This window comes from Rhodococcus ruitaii (genome assembly GCF_055230935.1).
This window is the reverse complement of record NZ_JBUYWC010000005.1, coordinates 22,356-46,384: the sequence shown is the minus strand read 5'-3', so window position 1 is coordinate 46,384 and position 24,029 is coordinate 22,356. Positions and strand designations below refer to the sequence as shown.

The following is a 24,029-nucleotide window of genomic DNA, read 5'->3' as shown; positions in this document are numbered from 1 at the left end:
AGTGATGCTCCCGCTGCGGGGGCTAGGTGACAGGTGCGGTTCCGTGTCAGCGGGGCCGCACTTGCACGTTCTGGGTGATGCGTCCGAGTGGGCCGTGTTCGTCGTGGAGGACGCCGGTGGTCATGCCGATGCCGTCGGGGCCGACGGAGGTTTCGGCGGAGATGCCGGTCCAGTGGCTGTCGGGTTCGCGGAACAGGTGCACGGTCAGGTCGGTGTTGAGGAACAGCCAGTGTGTGGGGTCGAGTTTGGAGCCGATGCCGTTGGCGACGTCGGCGACGGTGAAGAGTCGTTCGAGGGGGGTGAGGGGCTCCCCTTCGACGAGGTCGACGCGGGCGTGGACCCATGCCGCGGACGGTCCCGGCACGCCGAGTGGGGTGACGATGTGCCAGTCGAGGGTGGCGATGTAGCCGTCGAGTCCGAACAGGGGCATGTCGGTGGGTGCTGCGGTGTGGTCGAGGGGGGCGAGTGCCGGTTCGGCGGTGCGGGCGACGTCGGGGAGGTCGTGGGTCTGGAGGCGCCATCCGGTGCCGCGGGCGACTGCGCGGGTGGTGCCGTCGGGGGCGGTGGCCCACAGTTCGGCGACGACGAGTTCGATTCGGCGGCCGGGCCGGTCGATGCGGGTGCGGACTTCGAGGTCGGTCAACGGTACGGGGCCGAGTAGGTCGATGCAGATGCGGGAGAGTCGCATGTCGGGGCGTGGGTGGTGTCGTTCGAGGGCGCGGACGAGCAACGCGGACGGGGGTGCACCGTGCTGCAGGTCGGGGCCCCAGGTGCTGACGGTGTGGGCGGTGGGCCGGAAGTATTCGATATGGGGGTCGGTCGGGGTGCCGTCGCGTGTGCTCTCGGGCGCGGGGATGGGCAGGAAGTAGGCGGTGTCGCTCACGCGGTCGGTCTCCGGGATCGTCTCGAGGGGTGGTGTCCGATGATGGCACGCGGGTGTGTGGCGGGTCTCGAGTGGTCACCTGGCAGGGTGGGGTGTGGCCTGGCACCGTGTCGGGTCTGGGCGTCACGGGCGTGGCGGTTGCGGGTGAGTGAAGGTGGCACGGCGATGGCAGTAGGCGGACTCGGGCGCAGCGGACCGTTCGAGGTGGGGGATCGGGTGCAGCTGACCGATGCCAAGGGCCGCAAGTACACGGTGGTGCTCGAGTCCGGTAAGGAGTTTCACACCCATCGCGGTGGGATCGTGCACGACGATCTGATCGGCACGGACGAGGGCACGGTGGTGACGTCGACGAACGGCACCCCGTATCTGGCGTTGCGTCCACTGCTGGTGGATTATGTGCTGTCGATGCCGCGCGGAGCGCAGGTGATCTATCCGAAGGATGCAGCGCAGATCGTGCACGAGGGGGACGTGTTCCCGGGGGCGCGGGTGCTCGAGGCGGGTGCCGGTTCGGGTGCGTTGACGTGTTCGTTGCTGCGGGCGGTGGGCCCGGAGGGCAAGGTGGTCTCGTACGAGGTGCGCGATGACCATGCGGTGCATGCGGTGCGCAATGTGGAGACGTTCTTCGGGGAGCGCCCGGGGAACTGGGATCTGACGGTCGCCGATGTCGCATCGTACGACGTCGAGCAGCAGGGGCCGGTGGATCGGGTGGTGCTGGACATGTTGGCGCCGTGGGATGCGCTCCCGGTGGTGGCGAATGCGCTGGTGCCCGGTGGTGTGGTGATCGTGTATGTGGCGACGGTCACGCAGTTGTCGAAGGTCGTGGAGGCGATGCGGGAGCAGACGTGCTGGACCGAGCCGCGGTCGTGGGAGTCGATGGTGCGGGGCTGGCATGTGGTGGGGTTGGCGGTGCGGCCGGAACATCGTATGCAGGGGCATACCGCGTTCTTGGTGTCGGCCCGCAAGTTGGCCGAGGGCACGGTCACTCCGAAGCCGCAGCGGCGCCCCAGCAAGGGCTGAGGCGCCGTCGGATGGCGAGGTGCCGGCTCACTCGCAGGTGAGGTTGCCCATTTCGAGGAGGGAGCAGGTGCTGTCGTCGGCGAGCAGCCACGCGTCGTCGGCCTCGGTGAAGGTGAGGGTCAGGGGCGCGCCGCCGTGAGGTCCGGCGACCTCGGTGACGGCGGTGACGGTGGTGTCGTCGACTCCGGTCACCTCTCCGACCGTGGCGGTGAGCGGGTAGCCGGTGAGTACCTCGTTGAACTGGGTGATCAGGGCGGTGCGGGCCGCGCCGTTCTCGATGACGGCGATCTTGGCGTCGACGGGGGCGGCGGGGTCGAAGAATACGTCCATCGGGGTCTGGAGTTCGGCGGCTGTCACGGGGGTCTCGGCGGTGCCGGTGGTCGCGGTGGTCGCGGTGGGTGCCGCGGCATTGGTGGTGTTGGTCGGCTCCTCTGCGGGGGTGTCGCTGTCTGTGGAGCATGCGGGCAATACAGTGACGGCGAGGACGGTGGCCGCAGCGGCCCAGCGGGTGCGGGTGTTCACAGGAGAAGTCCTTTCGGGAACAAACGAGACGGCACGAACGTCGAGATTAGGTAAGGCTAACAGTGCGGTGGTGGGTGCGTCGCTGTGGACCCGTGACAGAGGCGACACGCGTTCGCAACACGAGGATTTCGTGTCGCCCCCCACTTTCGGCGAACTGCCGGTAGCGTGGAATGACCAAGTGGAGGGAGTCGCACATGACCTCGTCAGAGAATCCGGATTCGGGTGCTGCCGCACGGGAACTCGAAGAACTGCGCGCTGAGGTAGTCGCCCTCCGGACCAGGCTCACCCAACCGTCCGATCGCGTCCGCGACCTCGAATCGCGGCTCGAGTCGGTCACGGTCCGTAACGGAAAGCTCCTCGAGACCCTCAAGGAGGCGCGTCAGCAGCTCCTCACGCTCCGCGAAGAGGTCGATCGGCTCGGTCAGCCACCCAGTGGGTACGGGGTTCTGCTCGAGGCGTTCGAGGACAGCACCGTCGATGTGTTCACCTCGGGTCGCAAGATGCGGGTGGGTGTCTCCCCGAACCTCGAGATCGAATCGTTTCGAACCGGCGTCACGGTGCGTCTGAACGAGGCGCTGACGGTGGTCGAGGTCGGTGGGTTCGAACGCGTCGGTGAGATCACCACACTGCGTGAACTGCTCGACGACGGGCGCCGCGCGCTGGTGGTCGGGCATGCCGACGAGGAGCGGGTGGTGTGGTTGTCGGAGCCACTGGCGCAGATCGCTGCCCGCGCACTCGACCCCTCGGTCGAGGAGGTCACCGATGAGAACGGTGACCGGTTCACGTTGCGGCCGGGTGACTCGTTGCTCGTCGACAGCAAGGCCGGGTATGCGTTCGAGCGGATCCCGAAGGCCGAGGTCGAGGATCTGGTGCTCGAAGAGGTGCCGGACGTCGACTACGGCGATATCGGTGGCCTGGGTCGCCAGATCGAGCAGATCCGGGATGCGGTCGAGTTGCCGTTCTTGCACAAAGATCTGTTCCACGAGTATGCGTTGCGGCCACCGAAGGGTGTACTGCTGTACGGACCACCCGGGTGCGGTAAGACGCTCATCGCGAAGGCGGTCGCGAATTCGCTGGCGAAGAAGATCGCCGAGGCCCGCGGTGAGGATTCGAAGGAGGCCAAGTCCTTCTTCCTCAACATCAAGGGCCCGGAACTGCTCAACAAGTTCGTCGGTGAAACCGAGCGGCACATCCGGATGATCTTCCAGCGGGCCCGGGAGAAGGCATCCGAGGGCACCCCGGTGATCGTGTTCTTCGACGAGATGGATTCGATTTTCCGCACCCGCGGTTCGGGTGTGTCGTCGGATGTGGAGACGACGGTCGTTCCGCAGTTGCTCAGTGAGATCGACGGTGTCGAGGGCCTCGAGAACGTCATCGTCATCGGTGCGTCCAACCGCGAGGACATGATCGACCCGGCGATCCTGCGGCCCGGCCGGCTCGACGTGAAGATCAAGATCGAGCGTCCCGACGCTGAGGCGGCGCTGGACATTTTCTCGAAGTACCTGACCGAGCAGTTGCCGGTGCACGCCGATGACATCGCCGAGTTCGGTGGCGATCGGACGGTGTGTGTGCGGGCGATGATCGAACGGGTCGTCGATCGGATGTACGCGGAGTCGGAGGAGAATCGGTTCCTGGAGGTCACCTACGCGAATGGCGACAAGGAGGTCCTGTATTTCAAGGACTTCAACTCGGGCGCGATGATCCAGAACATCGTCGACCGCGCGAAGAAGTACGCGATCAAGGCGGTGCTGGACACGGGCACGAACGGTCTGCGGGTGCAGCATCTGCTCGACTCGATCGTCGATGAGTTCGCCGAGAACGAGGATCTGCCCAACACCACCAACCCCGACGACTGGGCGCGGATCTCCGGGAAGAAGGGCGAGCGGATCGTGTACATCCGCACGTTGGTCACGGGGAAGAACGCGAGTACGAGTCGCGCGATCGACACCGAGTCGAACACCGGCCAGTACCTGTAGCGACGGGCGCGGATGCCCGGCCGAGGACGGTGCCGTGGTGGGCTGCGGCATCGAACTCTCGGGTTTCCCGGGCCCGCCGCGCTGGCGCCGGGTCATCGATCACCTAGTCTCGACGGTATGCAGCGGATCATCGGTATCGAGGTCGAATACGGGATTTCGTCGCCCAGTGACCCCACGGCGAACCCCATCCTCACGTCCACCCAGGCGGTCCTTGCGTACGCGGCGGCGGAGGGGGTGCCGCGCGCGAAGCGGACGCGGTGGGATTACGAGGTGGAGTCACCGCTGCGGGACGCCCGCGGTTTCGATCTGGGGCGGTTCAACGGTCCGGCGCCGGTGATCGACGCCGACGAGGTCGGTGCGGCCAACATGATCCTCACCAACGGGGCGCGGCTGTATGTCGATCATGCCCATCCCGAATTCTCGGCACCGGAGGTCACCGACCCGCTCGATGCGGTGATCTGGGACAAGGCCGGTGAGCGGGTGATGGAGGCCGCGGCACGGCACGCGTCGAGTGTGCCCGGGGCGCCGCGCCTGCAGTTGTACAAGAACAACGTCGATGGCAAGGGCGCCTCCTACGGGACGCACGAGAACTATCTGATGGCGCGGGACACCGCGTTCTCGGCGGTGGTGGCGGGCCTGACCCCGTTCTTCGCGTCACGGCAGGTGATGTGCGGGTCCGGGAGGGTGGGGATGGGGCAGTCCGGGGACGAACCCGGCTTCCAGCTGTCGCAACGCGCCGACTACATCGAAGTCGAGGTCGGGTTGGAGACCACGCTCAAGCGCGGCATCATCAACACCCGCGACGAGCCGCACGCCGACCCCGACAAGTATCGGCGGCTGCATGTGATCATCGGTGACGCGAATCTGGCGGAGATGTCGACGTACCTCAAGGTCGGCACGACGGCGTTGGTGCTCGATCTGATCGAGGCGGGTATCGATCTGTCGGATCTGCAGTTGGCGCGGCCGGTCACGGCGGTGCATCACATCAGCCACGATCCGACGCTGCGGAAGACGGTGGCATTGTCGGATGGCCGGGAGGTCACGGGCCTGGCGTTGCAGCGTCTGTACCATGAGCGGGCCGCGAAGTTCCATGACGGCACCGACGATGCGCGGGTGGTCGATATTCTCGACAAGTGGGCGATGGTGCTCGATCTGCTCGAACGGGATCCGATGGAATGCGCGGATCTGCTGGATTGGCCCGCGAAACTCCGGCTACTCGAAGGGTTCCGGCAGCGGGAGAGTTTGGCGTGGTCGGCGCCGCGGCTGCACATGGTGGATCTGCAGTATTCGGATGTGCGGCTCGACAAGGGCCTGTACAACCGGCTCGTGGCCCGCGGTTCGATGCAGCGTCTCGTCTCGGAACAGCAGGTGCTCGACGCTGTGCACACTCCGCCGACGGACACCCGCGCGTATTTCCGGGGCGAGTGCCTGCGCCGGTTCGGCGCTGATATCGCGGCGGCCTCGTGGGATTCGGTGATCTTCGATCTCGGTGGTGAGTCGCTGGTGCGGATCCCGACGCTCGAGCCGTTGCGGGGCAGCCGCAGCCATGTCGGGGAACTGCTCGAGACGGCGCAGTCCGCGGCGGAGTTGGTCGATCAACTCACTCATTGACGATCGGATCGTTCCGTAGGGGCGCGGTGGTCGGGGCAGCGACACGCGTCGGGACGCCGCGCGCAGTGCCGTCTGCTCGGTAGTGTGGAGATCAATGTCGTGGTGCGCGGCACGGTCGCCGACCGGGATCGTGTGCCACTCGAGTGCAGGAGGAGGTCGCGGCGATGGCGCAGGAGCAGACGACACGCGGTGGCGGCGGAGACGACGACGAGGCGACCGGCGACGGCGGTGCGGGTCAGGAACGCCGTGAGAAGCTGGCCTCGGAGACCGACGATCTCCTCGATGAGATCGATGATGTGCTCGAGGAGAATGCAGAGGACTTCGTTCGGGCATACGTGCAGAAGGGTGGCCAGTGACAGCGGACAGATCCTCGCTTCCTTACCGCGAGGTGCAGGGGCGCCTGCACCTCGCGTCACCGTTGTCGTCGTTCACCGATCATCTGCGGGCATATGCGCCGGAGTTGTTGCCGGAGCACCGGTTCGCGCGTGAGCTCGGTAGTGTCGGGGAACTCGCGCCGCACGGCACGACGATCGTGGCGGTCACGTTCGACTCGGGTGTGATCCTCGCGGGTGATCGGCGGGCCACGATGGGCAACATGATTGCGTCACGTGACGTGGAGAAGGTGTTCGTCACCGACGCGTATTCGGCGGCGGGTATCGCCGGCACGGCAGGGCTGGCCGTCGAGATGGTGCGGTTGTTCGCGGTCGAGCTCGAACACTACGAGAAGATCGAGGGTGTGTCGCTGACCTTCGACGGTAAGGCGAATCGGCTCGCGTCGATGGTGCGCGGCAATCTCGGTGCGGCCATGCAGGGTCTGGCGGTGGTGCCGTTGCTCGTCGGGTTCGATGTGGATGCGGCGGATGCGCGTCGCGCGGGACGGATCGTGTCGTACGACGTGGTCGGTGGCCGCTACGAGGAACGTGCCGGCTATCACGCGGTGGGTTCGGGGTCGGTGTTCGCGAAGTCGGCGCTCAAGAAGCTCTACCGCGCCGACGCGGACGAGGCGACCGCGTTGCGCAGCGCCGTCGAAGCGCTGTACGACGCGGCCGATGACGATTCGGCTACCGGTGGTCCGGACACGACCCGCGGGATCTATCCGACTGCGGTGGCGGTCACCGAGGCCGGGGCGGTGGTAGTCCCGGACGCGGATCTGGCCGAGTTGGCGCAGGCAATCGTGGTCGACCGTACTGCAGGAGGTGCCCGATGACGTTGCCGTATTACGCGTCCGCCGAGCAGATCATGCGGGATCGCTCGGAGCTGGCCCGGAAGGGCATCGCGCGGGGCCGCAGTGTGATCGCGTTGATCTACGCGGACGGTGTGGTGTTCGTGGCGGAGAATCCGTCGAAGGCGCTGCACAAGATCAGTGAACTGTACGACCGGCTGGGGTTCGCGGCAGTCGGTAAGTACAACGAGTTCGAGGCGTTGCGACGCTCCGGGATCATGCGGGCCGACATGCTCGGCTATTCGTACGATCGGCGTGATGTGACGGGACGGTCGCTGGCGAACGCGTACGCGCAGACCCTCGGGACGATCTTCACCGATCAGCCGAAGCCGTACGAGGTGGAGATCTGTGTTGCGGAGGTCGGTCAGGCCCGCGACACCGAGTCGGCGCAGCTGTATCGCATCACCTACGACGGATCGATCGTCGACGAACCGCAGTTCGTGGTCATGGGCGGCAACACCGAACCGATCCTGACGGCGGTCCGTGAGTCGTACCGTCCGGGCCTGGCGTTGGCGGAGGCGGTGCAGGTGGCGGTGTCCGCGCTGCAGAAGGGCACGTCCACCGGGGCGGATTCCGCGGGTCGGGTCCTCGGTCGTGGGGAGCTGGAGGTAGCGGTACTCGAGCGGTCTCGGCCTCGGCGCGCGTTCCGCCGCATCTCCGGCGCGGCCCTCGACGTGCTGCTGCCCGCCGCACCTGCTCCGGCCACCACTCCGGATGCTCCGGCCGCTGGGGGCGACCCCGATCAGGGCGCGAGCTGAGCGTCAGGTAGCCGATACACGGTCAGCGCCGACGGCACCGTCGTCACCTCGAAGGCGGTACCGTCGGCGCTGACCTCCCCGTCGGTCGCCAACGCGACCGGCGGCCCGTCGAGGTGCACCGACAGCGAGGTGACGTCCCGCTGCCGGTACACGCTGCTGGCACCGAGGGTGCCGGTGGCCGCGGCAACCAACAGTCGGGTGCGTGACCAGCGTCGATCCGCACGGAGGTAGCGCACGTCGAGGGTTCCGGCGTCGAGCGCGGTCCGCGACATCGGTACCTGGTCGGTGGGCCGGTAGCAGCCGTTGCCCACGAACAGTAACCACAGCGCCATCTCGGTGCCGTCGACCCGCGCGCGGATCGGTTCGGCGGTGGCGAGCACCGTGATCATCGCGGCGGCGGCCGCGGGCCATTTCCCGATCCGCGGTTGCCACTTGTCCCGTAGCCGCACCGAATCCGGGTAGCCGCCGAGGCTGGCGGTGTTGACGAAGAGCTGTTCGGTGCGCCCGTCGGGGCCGTGGACGGTTATCGCCCCCACGTCGACGCGCGCCGCCTGCCCGTCGGTCACGGCCCGCACCGTGTCGTCGAGGGTGCCGGCGCCGACGTCGAGCGCGAAATGGTTGAGGGTGCCGCCGGGGAACACCGCAAGCGGCAGATCATGACGGTGGGCGATCGCGGCGACGGTCTGCACGGTGCCGTCCCCACCACACACACCCAGCGCCTGTGGTCGTGTGGTGGCGACGAGCTGCTCGAGCCATCCGTCGAGGTCTGTGTCGGCTTCGAGTTCGGCGATGTGGGCGCGCGGAAGCCGGTCGGCGAGAGCATCGGCGGTGCCGGAGCCGGTGCCGGATTGTGGGTTGACCACCACCAGCAGTCCCGCACCGGCGGGCAGTGCCGGGGCGTCGGCGGCGGTGTCGGCGCGGGCCGGTTCGGCGGCGCGGACCGCCCACCAGCGCCGGGTGGACAGTGCGACCGCGGATCCGATGGCGGCCCCGAACAGCACGTCGCCGGGCCAATGCACCCCGGTGTGGACCCGTGAATAGGCGACGGCCGCGGCCAGGGGCGCCACGATTGCACCTGCGGCCGGTGATTCGAGCGCAACCCCGGTAACGAACGCGGCCGCGGAGGCGGCATGCCCGGACGGGAACGACGAGGACGTCGGGATCGGCACGAGGCGCCGCGCAAACCGCGGATCGGTGCGGGCCGGGGGCCGTCGGCGCGGCAGCAGCGGTTTGAGGATGCCGTTGGCCAGTGCACTGGCCCCGGCGACCGACGCCACACCGCGCACCGCGCCGCGGCGGGCACGGCCCCCACACAGCACGCCCACAGCGGCGCAACCCATCCACAGGACACTGTGGTCGGCGCTGCGCGTCAGGCGCCGGAAGAGCGGGTCGACGGTGGTGGGGACACGGTCGGTGAGCGCAAAGAGGATGCGGTCGGCCTCGCGGGTGTGTCGACGGAAGGTCACAGCTGGACGCTGACGGAAGGTCACAGCTGGCACTGTAGATGCGTTGCACCCTCTCGGCGTAACGTGCGCGCGGTACTGTCGAAGTGTGCAGCGACGAATCATGGGTATCGAGACGGAGTTCGGCGTCACGTGCACCTTCCACGGGCATCGCAGGTTGAGCCCGGACGAGGTGGCCCGCTATCTGTTCCGGCGGGTGGTGTCGTGGGGTCGCAGCTCGAATGTGTTCCTCCGGAACGGGGCACGCCTGTATCTCGATGTGGGTTCCCACCCGGAGTACGCGACCGCCGAGTGCGACGATCTGCTTCAGCTGGTCGAGCACGATCATGCCGGGGAGCGGGTGCTCGAGGATCTGCTCGTCGACGCCGAGGAACGTCTCGCGGAGGAAGGTATCGGCGGCGACATCTATCTGTTCAAGAACAACACCGATTCCGCCGGGAATTCGTACGGCTGCCACGAGAATTTCCTGGTGGCGCGGGTCGGGGAGTTCTCCCGGATCTCCGACGTGCTGTTGCCGTTCCTGGTGACCCGACAGTTGATCTGCGGGGCCGGGAAAGTGTTGCAGACGCCGAAGGCGGCCACGTTCTGCCTGTCGCAGCGGGCCGAGCACATCTGGGAGGGTGTCTCCTCCGCGACGACCCGGTCCCGACCGATCATCAACACTCGCGACGAACCGCACGCCGACGCCGAGAAGTATCGGCGGTTGCATGTGATCGTGGGCGATTCGAACATGTCGGAGACCACGACGATGCTCAAGGTCGGGTCGGCGGCGCTGGTGCTCGAGATGATCGAGGCGGGGATCTCGTTCCGCGATTTCGCGTTGGACAATCCGATTCGCGCGATCCGGGAGGTCAGTCACGATATGACCGGCCGGCGCCCGGTGCGTCTGGCAGGGGGCCGGCAGGCCAGTGCCCTCGACATCCAACGCGAATACCATGCGCGGGCGGTGGAGTATCTGCGGCACCGCGAGCCGGATGCGCATGTGGCGCAGGTGGTGGACCTGTGGGGCCGAGTGCTCGACGCTGTCGAATCGCAGGATTTCGCGAAGGTCGACACCGAGGTCGACTGGGTGATCAAACGCAAACTGTTCCAGCGGTACCAGGACCGCTACACCTTGGAGTTGTCGGATCCGAAGATCGCGCAACTCGACCTGGCGTATCACGACATCAAACGCGGCCGGGGGGTGTTCGATCTGTTGCAACGCAAAGGCTTGGCGACGCGGTTGACCACCGATGAATCGGTGGATCGGGCGGTGGAGACGCCGCCGCAGACGACCCGCGCGAAGTTGCGTGGCGATTTCATCGCGGCGGCGCAGGAAGCGGGTCGCGACTTCACGGTCGACTGGGTACATCTCAAGCTCAACGATCAGGCGCAGCGCACCGTGTTGTGCAAGGACCCGTTCCGGGCGGTCGACGAACGGGTCGATCGGCTCATCGCCTCGATGTAGCGGCGACCGCGACACGAGGACAGACCCGGGGGCATTAGGGTTGGCCCGTGGCGATTTCGAAAGTCGAACGGTTGGTCAACCTGGTCATCGCGTTGCTGTCCACCCGTCAGTTCCTCACCGCGGAAAAAATCCGTGCCTCGGTGGCGGGTTACGCAGAGTGCGCGAGCGACGAGGCGTTCAGCCGCATGTTCGAGCGCGACAAGAACGAACTGCGCGACCTCGGAATTCCGCTCGAGACGGGGTGGGCATCGCGGTATTCGACCGTCGAGGGCTATCGGATCAACCGGGACGCCTATGCGTTGCCGGAGATCGAGCTGAGCAGGGAAGAGACCGCCGCTGTGGCGGTCGCGGCCGCGTTGTGGGAGTCCCCGGAGTTGACGTCGGCGGCGCAGGGCGCGTTACTCAAGTTGCGGGCCGCCGGGGTGCAGGTCGACGCGGACCCGGCCGGCACGGTCGCGGCGATCCCGGCGCGGGCCCGCGGTTCCGAACCGGCCTTGCAGAAGTTGCTCGCCGCCGTCGACAAGCGGCAGGCGGTGCAGTTCGAGCATCGCAGTGCCCCCACCGATCCGTGGACGCTGCGCACCGTCGAACCGTGGGGTGTGGTGACGGTGCACGGCCGCTGGTATCTGGTCGGGCACGACCGGGACCGGGGCGCGACCCGCACGTTCCGTCTGTCGCGGATCGCCGACGAGGTCACCGGGGTCGGGGAGCCGGGTGCGGTGCAGATCCCGGAGGCGGTGGATCTGCGGGCCCGGGTGCTGGCCGCGACCCGACCCGGTGATGTGACGGGGTCGGCGCGGGTGTGGGTGGCCGCGGGCCGCGCGTACGAGGTGCGTCGCCTCGGCCGTGAACTCGGGCCTCGGCCGATCGGGGGTCGCGACGGCAGTGTCTTCGAGGTGCCGCTACGTGCAGGGGAATGGATCGCCCGTACCCTCGCGGGTCAGGGCGCCGACGCGTTGGTGCTCGACCCACCCGAGTTGCGCGACGAGGTGCGGCAGATCCTGGCGCGCGTGGTTGCCGGTGCGACCGCGGCAGACGACACGGTCGGTGACAGCACGGTCGGGGAGGAACATCGATGAGCAGTATCCGACTGGCCGGGCGGTTGACCCGCCTGCTGAATCTGGTGCCGTATTTCACGGCTCGGCCGGGGATCAGCGCGGCCGACGCTGCCCGCGATCTGGGGGTCACCCCGAAACAGATCATGGACGATCTCAATCAATTGTGGGTGTGTGGGCTGCCCGGCTACGGCCCCGGGGATCTGATCGACCTGTCGTTCTCCGAGGAGAGCATCGTGGTGACATTCACCGCGGGCATCGACCGGCCACTGCGGTTGACCTCGACCGAGGCGACGGTGCTACTCGTTGCGTTGCGGTCGCTGCTCGAGATGCCGGGCGTGGTCGATCCCACGGCGGCGCAGAGCGCAATCGCCAAGATCGAGGCGGCCGCCGGGAGTGCCGCGGCGGGACCGGACACCGCGACCGTGCCGGTTCCCGACGATCCCGTCGCCGCGCGGGTACGCGGTGCGGTGCGCGACGGGCGTGTGGTGCACCTGACCTACTATTCGGCGTCCCGCGACACCGTGTCCGAACGCGACGTCGATCCGATTCGCATCGTGCTCGTCGATGGGCACACGTATCTGCAGGCGTGGTGTCGCACGGCCGAGGGGGTGCGACTGTTCCGGTTCGACCGGATCGATGCGGCCCGCATCCTCGACGAATCCGCACGACCCCCGCGTCGTGCGCTCCACGACGGCGAGCACCTCGACCTGTTCGCGGGCGACCCGTCGCTTCCGGCCGCCCGGCTGCGGATCGCCCCGTCGTACACGTGGCTGCTCGACTACTATCCGTTCACCGACGTGACGGTGCGCTCGGACGGAAGTTGCGAGGCGGTCCTGCGGTTCGCATCACCGGAGTGGCTGGTGCGGCTGGTGGTGGGTCTCGGTGCCGGGGTGAGTGTGCTCGGACCGCCTCCACTGCGAGACGCGGTGCGGGAACGAGCGGCCGCGGCGCTCGATGCGTACACCGCACTCGAGGCTGACGGCGCCGCCGGTGGAGGAACCACGGTCCGGTGAACTCTGCACGAACACTGCGCGGAACAGCATTCGCTGGATCGTGAGTGTGCTGCGGTCCGGTAGCATCATGCAGAGCCAATCAGTGGAGGTTGTAAATGGGTGCAATGAGCCCGTGGCACTGGGCCATCGTCGCGTTGGTCGTCGTCATTTTGTTCGGATCGAAGAAACTGCCGGACGCCGCGCGCGGTCTGGGCCGTTCGCTCCGGATCTTCAAGAGTGAGGTCAAGGAGATGCAGAACGACGACACTCCGACGACGGCTGCGCAGCCTGCGCCGAATCCCTTGCCTGCGGCGGCGGAGCCGACCCAGCAGATCCCGACGCAGCAGGCCCCTCAGCCCGACCAGCGGTCGGCCTGACCGACGTTCCCCACCGGGGCACCCGCCGGGTGTCCCGGTTTCCGCTGACCCCAGTGCCCCACGACAGTGGTGGCCCTGACAGGAACTGAGACCCGCACCGTGCGCATCCCGTTCGATCCACGCCGCAGTCGGCGCAAGACAAATCCCGACGGCAACATGTCGCTGGTCGAGCATCTCTACGAGCTGCGCACGCGCCTCCTCATCGCCGTCGCCGCCGTGATCGTCACTACCATCGCCGGATTCGTCTGGTATAGCCACGGCCCGTTCGGCACGTCGAGTCTCGGTGAGATCCTCCTCGAACCGTACTGTTCGCTGCCGGAGTCGGCCCGCGCCGACTTCAGCAGCGACGGCGGCTGTTATCTGCTGGCCACCGGCCCGTTCGAACAGTTCATGTTGCGATTGAAGGTCGCCGCGACCGCCGGGGTGGTGCTCGCCTGCCCGGTGTGGCTGTATCAGCTGTGGGCGTTCATCACCCCCGGCCTGTATTCGAAAGAACGCCGCTACGCCGTCGGATTCGTCACCTCCGGCGCGATCTTGTTCGTCACCGGGGCCGTCCTGGCCTATCTCGTGGTCACCCACGCCTTGTCGTTCCTGTTGACCGTCGGTAACGACGTGCAGGTCACGGCACTGTCCGGTTCCGAGTACTTCGGGTTCATGATCAACCTGCTGGTGATCTTCGGGGTGTCGTTCGAGATTCCGTTGGTGCTCGTCGCGCTCAACGCCGTGGGGATGTTGTCCTACGCGAAACTCAAAGCGTGGCGCCGCGGATTGATCATGGCCGTCTTCGTCTTCGCAGCGATCGCCACTCCCGGGCAGGATCCGTTCTCGATGCTGGCGTTGGCGTTGGCGTTGACGGTCCTGGTGGAGTTCTCCATTCAGATCGCGCGCCTGAACGACAAGCGTCGTGCCCGCAAGGCCCGCGACGAAGGCTGGGGTGATCTCGACGACGAGGAAGGTTCGGCGATCCCGAAGCCCGCTCCGGTCGAGAAGCCGTCCCCGGCCTCCACCGACTATTCCGACACGCTGTGACCGGCCCCACCGACTCCTCTCGGAGAGATGAGGCAGCGCCGCACCTGGATGCGTTCGCTGCCGGTCTGTCGTTTCCGCTGGATCCGTTCCAGCGGCAGGCGTGCCGCGCGCTGGAGGGTGAGCATTCGGTGCTGGTGTGTGCACCGACCGGCGCCGGGAAGACCGTCGTGGGGGAATTCGCGGTGCACCTGGCCGTCGAGGCCGGCACCAAATGCTTCTACACCACCCCGATCAAGGCGTTGAGCAACCAGAAGTACGCGGACCTGTGCGCCCGGCACGGGAAGGACACGGTGGGGTTGCTCACCGGCGATCAGTCGATCAACCCGCATGCACCGGTGGTGGTGATGACCACCGAGGTGCTGCGCAACATGCTCTATGCGTCGTCGTCGACGCTGATCGGGTTGAGCCACGTCGTGATGGACGAGGTGCACTTCCTCGCCGACCGGTTCCGCGGCGCCGTGTGGGAAGAAGTGATTCTGCACCTGCCGGACGATGTGCGGCTGGTGAGCCTGTCCGCGACGGTATCCAACGCCGAGGAGTTCGGTGAGTGGATGACCACGGTGCGCGGCGACACCACCGTCGTCGTCGACGAGGTACGCCCCATCCCGTTGCATCAGCACATGATGGTCGGGCCACGCATGTACGACCTGTTCGATGCCCGCGCCGAACCCGCCGGGATTCCCACGACCGAGCGTCGACGCTCGGTCGTGGTGGATCCGGAGCTGGCGGCGCAAGTGCGGCGCCGCGCGAGCATCGACGGTGAACGGTGGCAGTCCCGTGGTAGGAGCACGTACCGGCCGATTCCTCGCCCCGATGTGATCGCCCGGCTCGACGCCGAGGGCCTGTTGCCGGCGATCACGTTCGTGTTCTCCCGTGCCGGCTGCGACGCGGCGGTGTCGCAGTGCCTGCGGTCCGGGTTGCACCTGACCACCGACGAGGAAGCCACCGAGATCCGGCGGATCGTCACCGAGCACACCCGCGAATTGCCGCGGGCCGACCTCGAGGTGTTGGGGTTCGCGTCGTGGCGCACCGCCCTCGAACGCGGTATCGCCGCGCATCACGCGGGGATGCTGCCGGCGTTCCGGCACACCGTCGAGGAACTGTTCGTGCGTGGCCTGGTGCGCGCCGTGTTCGCCACCGAAACCCTCGCCTTGGGGATCAACATGCCGGCACGCACGGTGGTGCTCGAACGGTTGGTCAAATACAACGGGGAAACACATGCCGAGCTCACCCCCGGCGAGTACACGCAGCTCACCGGCCGAGCCGGGCGTCGCGGTATCGACGTCGAGGGACACGCGGTGGTGCTGTGGCAGCCGGGGGTGGAACCGGCCGCCGTGGCGGGTCTGGCCTCGACGCGGACCTTCCCGTTGCGCAGTTCGTTCCGCCCGTCGTACAACATGGCGGTCAACCTCATCGACGCGGTCGGGGTGGAGCGGTCCCGGGCGCTGCTGGAGATGTCGTTCGCCCAGTTCCAGGCCGACAAGTCGGTGGTGGGGGCCCACCGCGGGATCGCACGCAACGAGGCGCAGCTGGCGAAGATGAGTGCGCAACTCGGCGGCACCGACAGTGAGATCTTCGATTATGTGCGGTTGCGCGCGGAGTTGACCGACGCCGAACGGCAGCACGAACGGAAGGCTCGGCAGGATCGCCGGCAGGCGTCCGTCCAGGCGCTGGTGGCGTTGCGTCCCGGCGAGATCGTCGCGGTTCCGGCGGGGCGACGCACCGGGTTGGCGGTGATCATCGACCCGGACCGTGAGGTCACCGATCCGCGTCCGTATGTGGTGACCGCCGACGGGTGGTCGGGTCGTCTCTCGGCAGGGGATTTCCCCACTCCCGCGGTGGTGCTGGGCCGGTTGAAGTTGCCGCGGCACGCCGATCCGCGCACCGGACGTGGCCGGCGGGACATCTCGTCGGCGTTGCGGTCGAAGGGGCTCGTCCCACCACGCCGTGCGAAGAGGTCCCGCAGCGGCGGCGACACCCGCGAGATCGATGCGCTGCGCCGCACGCTGCGTCGGCATCCGGCGCGGGAGAACCCGGATGTGGAGGCGTTGGCGCGGGTGGGGGAACGCTACAACCGGTTGCGGCGCGACACCGAACACCAGCGGCGTAAGGCTGCGGCGACCACCGATTCGCTGGCGCGGACCTTCGAGCGGATCGTGTCGTTGTTGTCGGAGCGGGGGTATCTCACCGGTGGGGACGATCCGTCGACAACCGAACCGGGGGAACGGCTCGCCCGGATCTACACCGAATCGGATTTGTTGGTCGCCGAGTGTCTGCGCACCGGAGTGTGGGCGGGGTTGGCGCCGGCGGAGCTCGCCGCGGTGGTCTCGACGGTGATCTTCGAGTCGCGTGGCGACGAGGTGCCGGAGGTGCGGGGACCGACCGGCCCGATCCGGCGGGCGTTGGCCGATACGGTGCGGTTGTGCGACGAGCTGCGGGCCGATGAGCTGCGGCACCGGCTGCCCACGACGCGCGAACCGGATTTCGGGTTCGTGTCCGCCGCATACACATGGGCGGGAACCGCGTCGTTGACGGAGTCGCTGCTCGCGGCCGTCGCGACGGGCAGTGAACTGTCGCCCGGTGACTTCGTGCGGTGGTGCAGGCAGTTGATCGATCTGCTCGATCAGATCCGCACGATTGCGCAGGATCCGGCGGTGGCGAAGACGGCGGGGCGGGCGGTCGGCGCTATCCGTCGCGGGGTTGTCGCCGTCGATGTGACCGCGGCATGAGCGGCGGCGCGGTGGAGTCCAGGACGTGGGTGGTCTCCCGCCGGGCCGGTCGGTGTGGTTTGATACGCGCGCTGCCACACGGGGGACCGATCGCTGGTGGGCATGACGGTGAACGTATGAATGATGGCGAGTGGAGGCGACGATGACCGGGCCGAACGAACCCCAGGACCCGAACGGTAACGAGCAGGCACGGGACCCGTGGGCTCCGCCCGTGTCCGGCGCCGACAATGCATCGTCGCAGACGCAGGCTCAGCAGTGGGGTGCGCCCCCGGGTAATTCGGCGGCGGCCCCGGCACCGCAGTGGGGTAACGCGCCGGCCGGGGATGCGGCCGCACCGACGCAGCAGTGGGGCGGTGCTCCGGGCGGTGATTCCGCGGCACCCACTGCGCAGTGGGGTCAGCAACCGCACCAGCAGTGGGGTCAGCAGCAGCCCGGTCAGACCGGCGGGGCCGTGTGGGGTGCACCGCCGAGCGGTCCGACTCCGCAGGCGAACGATCAGTGGGGGCAACAGCAGGCCCCGCAGTGGGGTGCCGCACCCGGTCAGGGCGCCGGCGCACAGCCCTGGGGTGCGCCGGCGACGCCGGCAGCGCAGCCCGGATGGGGGCAGCCGGGCGGCCAGCAGCCGGGCCAGGCGGGCGGGCAGCAATGGCCGCCGCAGGGGCAGCCCGGGCAGGCGTGGCAGCAGCCTGGTACCGGGCCTGCCGGCCAACCCACGTGGGGTCAGCAACCGCACCAGCACGGTGGGAACGGGCCGTGGCAGCCGCAGCAGCAATCCGGCGGCGCACCGGCGGGGAAGTCGAAGCTGCCTGTGATTCTCGGTGGTGTCGGTGTGGCCGTCGTGGTGGTGATCGTTGCGGTGATCGGGTTCATGACCCTCGGGGGCGGCACCACGCTCGATTCCGAGGCCGCGCAGACCGGGGTGGCGCAGGTCCTCACCGAGTCGTACGGCGCCGGGGAGGTCGGTGACGTGTCGTGCCCGGGTGATCAGAAGGTCGAGGCGGGGGCAAGTTTCGAATGCACCCTCACCGTCGATGGGCAGCACCGGTCGGTGACATTGACCTTCACCGACGACAACGGCACCTACGAGGTCAGCCGGCCGAACTGACCCTTCCCACCGGAGACGAGTGTCGCCCGCGCTCCCCGCTGAGAAATGGATTCCACCGGCACCGGGTCGCGCTCCGGCTACGCTGACCGCGTGGACTCGACGAGTGAACTGATAGGTCAGGTCCTGCGGGAGGCGATCGAGGGTGGGGGAGTCGCCGGGTGGGCGACGGTCGAGGACTGGGACGGCGTCGGCACCGCACGCATCACCGAGACCGGTGGCACGGTCCACATCGTCGACGGGACCGTCGCGCAGCGGGGGATCAATGTGCTGCTCCGTGACGACGACGCCCACCATCTCCACCATCGTGACGCGGTGTGTGGCGAGGACCCCCGTCTGGTCGATGCCGACGTTTCCGACGCGATCGTCCAGTGCGGGCTGTTCGGGTGGATCGTGTACCGGTGAGTTCGCCCATCCTGACCGCACCCATCCTGTCGTCGTTACCCACCGGAACGGTCGACAGGGGCCACAACAACGGTGCCGCTTCACGTCCCACCTGACGGGTCGAAAAGCTGACCCACGACCTCGGGGACCACTCCCGGACCGGCCCAGGTGCTGGGGCCACGAACACTCTGAGATCGCGAAGACCCAACTGTCGGGCGTCGTGCCCTGGGCATGTCACGATGGAGGACACCACATGTGGCCGCGGGTTGAGGAGAGTCATTCGGTGGGCTCGTTGAGCTCGTCAGATTCGAACTTTGCCGCAGGGTCGACCCTGACGACTTCGCCCAGGTCGCGTGATCTACCGGCCTCACAGGCTTCGGCTGCGCGCATCGCCGCCGCCGTCGCGCCACCGCATTGGGGGCGCCGTAGTATCGGCCGATTTTCGGGCGGATATGGCGTAGCAGCTGGTCAGTGGGTGCGGGAAGCGCCGGAACCGATGAGACTGGTCAGTTCGCGCATTGCTTGGGGGAGGGTGTGAAGTAGCGGCGCAGGTCCTCGGCCTTACGGTGTCGCGATTTGGCTATCAGTTCGAGCAGGCTCGCGCCGAATTCGCAGAGGTGTGAGGCCGGAGTAGCGGAGTTCGTACAGGTCCCACCCGGGCTGACGATTCTGACCACGAGCTTCGCGGAGAGACCGGGACGGACGAAGGCCTGGCGGTGTGGACCGCGCTCGGCTCGGCCGGTGGGACGGCGGGCAATCTGGTCGGTGGTGTCCTCACCGAACTCACCTCGTGGCGAGCCATCTTGCTGATCAACTTTCCCGTCGATGTGCTCGTGGCGGTGGTCGCGGCCGGTGTCATCACCGCAGACTCGCCACCTCGCCCGCGGGCCCGTATGCGATGAGCAAGTCGGCGCGGCCGTGCGGCCGGCGGCACTGGTCACGGCAACGGCGGACTCGGCCGTCGGCTACGACGGGGCTTTCTGGCTGATCGCCGCGGCCATGAGCGCCGTCGCAGGGATCGCTGCGGCGCTGCCTGCCCACCGTGACCAGCCATGAACGAGCGCCCACCCGGAGTACCGGCCGTTTGCCCGGCGAGGAGCCGGATCAAGCCGGCGATTCCGAGGTGCGTGTGGTGAGCAAGCCAGTGAACTCCTCGGCATAGGCTAGATGTCGGCGCAGCCGGTCCGCGCTGTCGGCCGCCTTGTCCCTGAACGCCAGCAGATCCACCTGCGCCGCTGCCCGCGCGGCAGGCTCGGCCGCCGCATCGTCGAGGACATCGATCGCGTCGAGCAACTGCTTCATCTCCGCCAGAGTGAAACCGAGCGGCTTCATTCGGCGGATCACCAGCATCCGCTCGACATCGGCCTCGGTGTAGAGCCGGAACCCGCCAGCCGAGCGGGCCGAGGGCTGCACCAGCCCGACCTCGTCCCAGTGTCGGATCGACTTCAGCGACAACTCGGTGCGCTCGGCTACCTGCCCGATCTGCAGGTAGCCGCTGGAGTCGGCACCCATCTCAGTGCCCACCGGCCAGGTGCCCGGACAACCGATCGTGGCGGGCTTCCGAGGCCGGGTTGAGGCCGATGATCTCCACCGTCTTGCCCTTGGCGGCGTACTTGGTGGTGATCGCGTCCAAGGTCGCCACGGTCGAGGCGTCCCAGATGTGTGCATCCGACATATCGATCACGATATGGGCCGGATCGCCGGCGTAGTCGAACTGGTAGACCAAGTCGTTGCTGGAGGCGAAGAACAGCTCGCCGCGCACCGTGTACACGCGAGTATCGATCGCGCCGTCATGGTCGGTGTCGGCTTCGGACACCGCGTCCACCTCGGTGAAATGCGCGACGCGGTGAGCGAAGGCGACCATTGCGGTCAGCGCACCGGCGATCACCCCGTAGGCGAGGTTATGGGTGGCCACGGTGACAGCGACAGTCACCGCCATGACAGTGGTCTCGGCGATCGGCATGCGACGCAGCGTCTTCGGGGAGATCGAGTGCCAGTCGAACGTACCGACCGAGACCATGATCATCACCGCAACCAGAGCGGCCATCGGGATCAACGCGACGACATCACCGAGCCCGACGACCAGGATCAGCAGGAACACACCGGCCAGGAAGGTCGAGAGTCGGGTGCGGGCACCGGAGGACTTCACGTTGATCATGGTCTGACCGATCATCGCGCAGCCGCCCATGCCGCCGAAGAACCCGGTCACCACATTCGCTACGCCCTGACCCCAGCCCTCGCGAGTCTTGTCCGAGTGGGTGTCGGTGATGTCATCGACGAGCTTGGCGGTCATCAACGATTCGAGCAGACCCACCAACGCCATGGCCAGGGCATAAGGCGCGATGATCTTCAGCGTGTCGAGGGTGAGCGGGACATCGGGGACCAGCCAGGTCGGCAGGCTTGACGGCAACTCACCCTCATCACCCACGTTGGGCACGTTCAGTGAGAACACGATGGTCGCGGCTGTCAGCAGCACGATCGCCACCAGCGGCGCCGGAACCACACTGGTCAGTTTCGGCAGCAACACCATGATCAGAATCCCGACCGCCACCAGCGGATAGACGAGCCACGGCACCCCGAGCAGGTGCGGGATCTGGGCGGTGAAGATCAAGATGGCCAGGGCGTTGACGAACCCGACCATCACGCTGCGTGGGATGAACCGCATCAGCCGGGCGACGCCGACCACGCTGAGCACGATCTGCAACACACCGGCCAGGATGACCGTGGCGATCAGATAGTCCAGACCGTGTTCGGCGACCACCGGTGCGATGACCAGCGCGATCGCCCCGGTCGCGGCGGAGATCATCGCGCGGCGGCCGCCGACGATCGCGATGGTCACCGCCATGGTGAACGAGGCGAACAACCCGACACGCGGGTCGACGCCGGCGATGATGGAGAACGAGATCGCCTCGGGGATCAGCGCCAGCGCGACCACCACACCGGCCAATATCTCGGTCCGTAACCGGGCCGGGCTGCGCAACGCGGCCAGCACTGACGCCTCGTCGGTCGTCCGTTGTGTCGTCGACACCATCGGGAAACTCCAATCCATGGACTCACGCGCACGCGAGCACACCCGGGCCACGCGGAAAGTCGTCGGGAACACGAGTGGATGACCCCGTCACGGGTGACGAGCCGATCGCGTCGGCCACGCTGCCGGACACATCAGCTACCACTCAGCGAACCGCACTCTACCCTTACGGGAGGGTAGAGTGGCGAGCGGGAGCGGCCGAACGTGACCTACCTCCCACCGCCGCCGACCGCTCTGCCCCGCCCACGCCAAGTAGGCCCGTCAGGCGGGGTCACGTGTGATCACCAGGGCGAATGCCGGATTCGGCCGTATCCCGGTGACACCCCATTACTAGCGTCAAGCTGCGCGATCAGCATGATCACGAAGTCCGGCTGGAGTACTCATCGGCATGATGGGCGCCGCGACACGGTCGGCGTGTCATGATCGTCGCGTTTGGATCTGCGGCGGGGATGAATGCCGGGTCCTGTTGGTTGCACACATGCGCTGACGCTGCGCCGCCGAAGGAGCAGGACGTCACGGGAGGGAACGACTGCATGACGGACAAGCAATTCACCACGGGGGGCTGCGAGTCTCAGGAGCGTTTCTGGGCGCGGGTGGCGTTGCCGGACGGCCGCCACGCGTGGGAGCTGCCGGTATCGACCGCCTCCAGCTTCGAAGTCCTTGTCACGACGACTGCGGCACAAGTGCTTCCGCAGGTCACGCTCGTCACGAGCATCTCCCACGCCGACATGCCGTCCCGCGGCACCCTCAGTGTGACCATGCTCCGGCACCCTGGCGGTGCCGCGGTTCAGGTTCACTGCAGGTCCGAGGACACCGCCTCGGGTGTCGTCAACGCGGCGGGATTCACGCTGCTGTGTGAAGCTGTCGTGTCATCAGGCGAGGAATTTCCGCAACCGACCGTCGCCGTTGCGGCGCCGACAGCACTCGTCGAAGAGCTTCCCGAAGTGATCGACAGCTTCGGCGACCGATGGGACCCGGCAGGGTCGCAGCCCCTCGAGGATCGGCTGGCACTGATCGTGGCCGAGTCGATGGGCTACGCACCCGAAGACCTGCCCTCCGAGATCCCACTCGTCGAACTCGGCCTGGATTCGCTGATGGCGGTGCGCATCAAGAACCGCGTCGAGTACGAGTTCGACATCCCCCAGTTGCAGCTCGCCGCGGTGAAGGACGCGAGCCTGCACGACGTCGCGAAATACCTGCGCTACGCCGTGGAGAACCGTGAGGAGGTGGCGGCGCTCGCGGAGAAGCAACAGGCCGAACCGGAATCCGTGGAGGCCACGGAACCGATCGCGGCCCCCGAGTCGGTAGTCGAGGATGGATCCACCGAGTCCGGCGACATCGCCGTGCCACCACGCGACGCGGCCGAACGGCTGACGTTCGCCACCTGGGCCGTCGTCACCGGCAAGTCCGCGAAGAGCATCTTCGCGCCACTTCCGATCCTCGACGACGAGACCGCCGAGAAGATGGCAGCCAGGCTCACCGAGCGCGCCGGCGGCGACATCACCGTCGACAACGTCCTCAATGCCGAAACCATCGAGCAGCTCGCCGAAACCGTCCGCGGGCACCTCGAGGACGGCCTCAAGATCGACGGACTCGTCCGCACCCTCCGCCCCCGAGCAGAGGGCTCGAATGCCGTGCCGGTGTTCGTCTTCCACCCGGCCGGCGGCTCGACCGTCGCCTACGAACCGCTGCTCAAGCGGCTCCCCGCGCACACCCCGATGTTCGGGCTCGAACGCGTAGAGGGACCACTCGCCGAACGCGCCAAGGAGTACGTCCCCCTGCTGCGCAAGATCCAAGGAGACGGCCCGTACGTGCTGTGCGGCTGGTCCTTCGGTGGCGCACTCGCGTACGCGGTCGCGAAGGAACTCCGCCGCGACGGCGCCGACGTGCGGCTCGTCGGCCTGATCGACACCGTTCTGCCCGGAGTGAAGGTCGAGAACACCCCGGACGAGATCCGGGCACGCTGGCAGCGATACGCCGCGTTCGTGAAGAAGACCTACAACTTCGACGCACCGCTGCCCTACGACCAACTCGCCGCCGCCGGTAGCGACGAGGCGCAGATCACGATCCTGATGGACCTGCTCAAGCTGAGCGGCGCCAAGATCCCCGCCGGCATCATCGAACACCAGCGCACGTCATGGCTGGACAACCGAGCCGTCCCGTCCACCGACCTCGAAAGCTACGACCGCGACGTCGTGCTGTACATGGCCGAGACATACCTGGACGACCAGATCGCTCTCGAACCGGCATTCGCGATCCGCCAGCCGGACGGAGGCTGGGGAGACGCAGTGAAGAACCTGGAGATCGTCCACATCGGTTGCGACCACATCCAGATCATCGACGAGCCGTACATCGCCAAGGTAGGCGCAGATCTGACGAACAAGTTGGCCATGATCGAAGAGGCGCTGACGCGCCTCTGAGCTGGAAAATG

At 67.4% G+C, this 24,029-nt stretch carries 20 protein-coding genes and 1 pseudogene; 16 read left to right on the top strand and 5 right to left on the bottom strand.

From position 1 onward, the window contains the following. Positions 1-46 precede the first annotated feature (46 nt). Positions 47-883: a thioesterase family protein gene (locus ACZI8W_RS08120; protein ID WP_463367986.1), complete on the bottom strand. Its 837-nt coding sequence runs from the start codon at positions 881-883 to the stop codon at positions 47-49. A gap of 165 nt (positions 884-1,048) precedes the next feature. On the opposite strand from ACZI8W_RS08120, the gene ACZI8W_RS08115 reads away from it, so the two are divergent. Beyond that, positions 1,049-1,900 (top strand): tRNA (adenine-N1)-methyltransferase, encoded by an 852-nt coding sequence (locus ACZI8W_RS08115; protein WP_463367985.1) that lies wholly within the window; start codon positions 1,049-1,051, stop codon positions 1,898-1,900. A gap of 27 nt (positions 1,901-1,927) precedes the next feature. On the opposite strand, the gene ACZI8W_RS08110 is transcribed toward ACZI8W_RS08115, so the two are convergent. Continuing rightward, positions 1,928-2,422 (bottom strand): MTB12 C-terminal domain-containing protein, encoded by a 495-nt coding sequence (locus ACZI8W_RS08110; protein ID WP_463367984.1) that lies wholly within the window; start codon positions 2,420-2,422, stop codon positions 1,928-1,930. A gap of 194 nt (positions 2,423-2,616) precedes the next feature. Here ACZI8W_RS08110 and arc point away from each other — a divergent pair, with 194 nt between their 5' ends. The 5 genes from arc (at position 2,617) to prcA (ending at position 7,989) form a co-directional block, all read left to right on the top strand. Further along, positions 2,617-4,398 carry a proteasome ATPase gene (gene arc, locus ACZI8W_RS08105; RefSeq protein WP_463367983.1) on the top strand — a complete coding sequence of 594 codons (1,782 nt, stop codon included), beginning with the start codon at positions 2,617-2,619 and terminating at the stop codon, positions 4,396-4,398. Positions 4,399-4,515: 117 nt separating this feature from the next. After that, on the top strand, positions 4,516-6,009 hold the full coding sequence (gene dop, locus ACZI8W_RS08100; RefSeq protein WP_463367982.1) for a depupylase/deamidase Dop: 1,494 nt from the start codon (positions 4,516-4,518) through the stop codon (positions 6,007-6,009). A gap of 164 nt (positions 6,010-6,173) precedes the next feature. Continuing rightward, a complete protein-coding gene (locus ACZI8W_RS08095) occupies positions 6,174-6,365 on the top strand; it encodes a ubiquitin-like protein Pup (protein ID WP_463367981.1) in 192 nt (63 codons plus the stop codon). Beyond that, complete coding sequence (gene prcB / locus ACZI8W_RS08090) at positions 6,362-7,216, top strand: proteasome subunit beta (protein ID WP_463367980.1); 855 nt, start codon at positions 6,362-6,364, stop codon at positions 7,214-7,216. Before ACZI8W_RS08095 ends, prcB begins: the two co-directional genes overlap by 4 nt. Next, positions 7,213-7,989 carry a proteasome subunit alpha gene (gene prcA / locus ACZI8W_RS08085; protein ID WP_463367979.1) on the top strand — a complete coding sequence of 259 codons (777 nt, stop codon included), beginning with the start codon at positions 7,213-7,215 and terminating at the stop codon, positions 7,987-7,989. The genes prcB and prcA overlap by 4 nt, the downstream gene beginning before the upstream one ends. Here the strand turns inward: prcA and ACZI8W_RS08080 are convergent. Then, positions 7,974-9,479, bottom strand: coding sequence for a bifunctional phosphatase PAP2/diacylglycerol kinase family protein (locus tag ACZI8W_RS08080; RefSeq protein ID WP_463367978.1), 1,506 nt, complete (start codon positions 9,477-9,479; stop codon positions 7,974-7,976). The two genes, prcA and ACZI8W_RS08080, sit on opposite strands and share 16 nt — an antisense overlap. Before the next feature lie 61 nt (positions 9,480-9,540). On the opposite strand from ACZI8W_RS08080, the gene pafA reads away from it, so the two are divergent. The 9 genes from pafA (at position 9,541) to ACZI8W_RS08035 (ending at position 19,472) form a co-directional block, all read left to right on the top strand. Continuing rightward, positions 9,541-10,899, top strand: a complete 1,359-nt coding sequence (gene pafA / locus ACZI8W_RS08075) for a Pup--protein ligase (protein ID WP_463367977.1) — start codon at positions 9,541-9,543, stop codon at positions 10,897-10,899. A gap of 47 nt (positions 10,900-10,946) precedes the next feature. Then, on the top strand, positions 10,947-11,978 hold the full coding sequence (locus ACZI8W_RS08070; protein ID WP_463367976.1) for a helix-turn-helix transcriptional regulator: 1,032 nt from the start codon (positions 10,947-10,949) through the stop codon (positions 11,976-11,978). Then, complete coding sequence (locus ACZI8W_RS08065; protein WP_463367975.1) at positions 11,975-12,970, top strand: helix-turn-helix transcriptional regulator; 996 nt, start codon at positions 11,975-11,977, stop codon at positions 12,968-12,970. Before ACZI8W_RS08070 ends, ACZI8W_RS08065 begins: the two co-directional genes overlap by 4 nt. A gap of 95 nt (positions 12,971-13,065) precedes the next feature. Then, complete coding sequence (gene tatA, locus ACZI8W_RS08060; protein ID WP_463367974.1) at positions 13,066-13,326, top strand: Sec-independent protein translocase subunit TatA; 261 nt, start codon at positions 13,066-13,068, stop codon at positions 13,324-13,326. A gap of 99 nt (positions 13,327-13,425) precedes the next feature. Beyond that, positions 13,426-14,355 (top strand): twin-arginine translocase subunit TatC, encoded by a 930-nt coding sequence (gene tatC, locus ACZI8W_RS08055; protein WP_463367973.1) that lies wholly within the window; start codon positions 13,426-13,428, stop codon positions 14,353-14,355. Then, a complete protein-coding gene (locus ACZI8W_RS08050; protein WP_463367972.1) occupies positions 14,352-17,084 on the top strand; it encodes a DEAD/DEAH box helicase in 2,733 nt (910 codons plus the stop codon). Before tatC ends, ACZI8W_RS08050 begins: the two co-directional genes overlap by 4 nt. Before the next feature lie 142 nt (positions 17,085-17,226). After that, the gene (locus tag ACZI8W_RS08045) at positions 17,227-18,189 is read left to right on the top strand and encodes a DUF4333 domain-containing protein (protein WP_463367971.1); all 963 of its coding nucleotides are present in this window, start codon (positions 17,227-17,229) and stop codon (positions 18,187-18,189) included. Positions 18,190-18,279: 90 nt separating this feature from the next. Next, positions 18,280-18,591 carry a hypothetical protein gene (locus ACZI8W_RS08040; protein ID WP_463367970.1) on the top strand — a complete coding sequence of 104 codons (312 nt, stop codon included), beginning with the start codon at positions 18,280-18,282 and terminating at the stop codon, positions 18,589-18,591. A gap of 695 nt (positions 18,592-19,286) precedes the next feature. After that, entirely contained in the window at positions 19,287-19,472 is a 186-nt protein-coding gene (locus ACZI8W_RS08035) for a hypothetical protein (RefSeq protein ID WP_463367969.1), read from the top strand. Positions 19,473-19,674: 202 nt separating this feature from the next. Here the strand turns inward: ACZI8W_RS08035 and ACZI8W_RS08030 are convergent, their stop codons facing one another. After that, positions 19,675-20,082, bottom strand: a complete 408-nt coding sequence (locus ACZI8W_RS08030; RefSeq protein ID WP_463367968.1) for a MerR family transcriptional regulator — start codon at positions 20,080-20,082, stop codon at positions 19,675-19,677. A gap of 1 nt (position 20,083) precedes the next feature. Further along, positions 20,084-21,601, bottom strand: coding sequence for a SulP family inorganic anion transporter (locus tag ACZI8W_RS08025; protein ID WP_463367967.1), 1,518 nt, complete (start codon positions 21,599-21,601; stop codon positions 20,084-20,086). Positions 21,602-22,185: 584 nt separating this feature from the next. Here ACZI8W_RS08025 and ACZI8W_RS08020 point away from each other — a divergent pair. After that, positions 22,186-24,018, top strand: a pseudogene (locus ACZI8W_RS08020) (thioesterase domain-containing protein); the annotation flags it as partial. Positions 24,019-24,029: the final 11 nt, after the last annotated feature.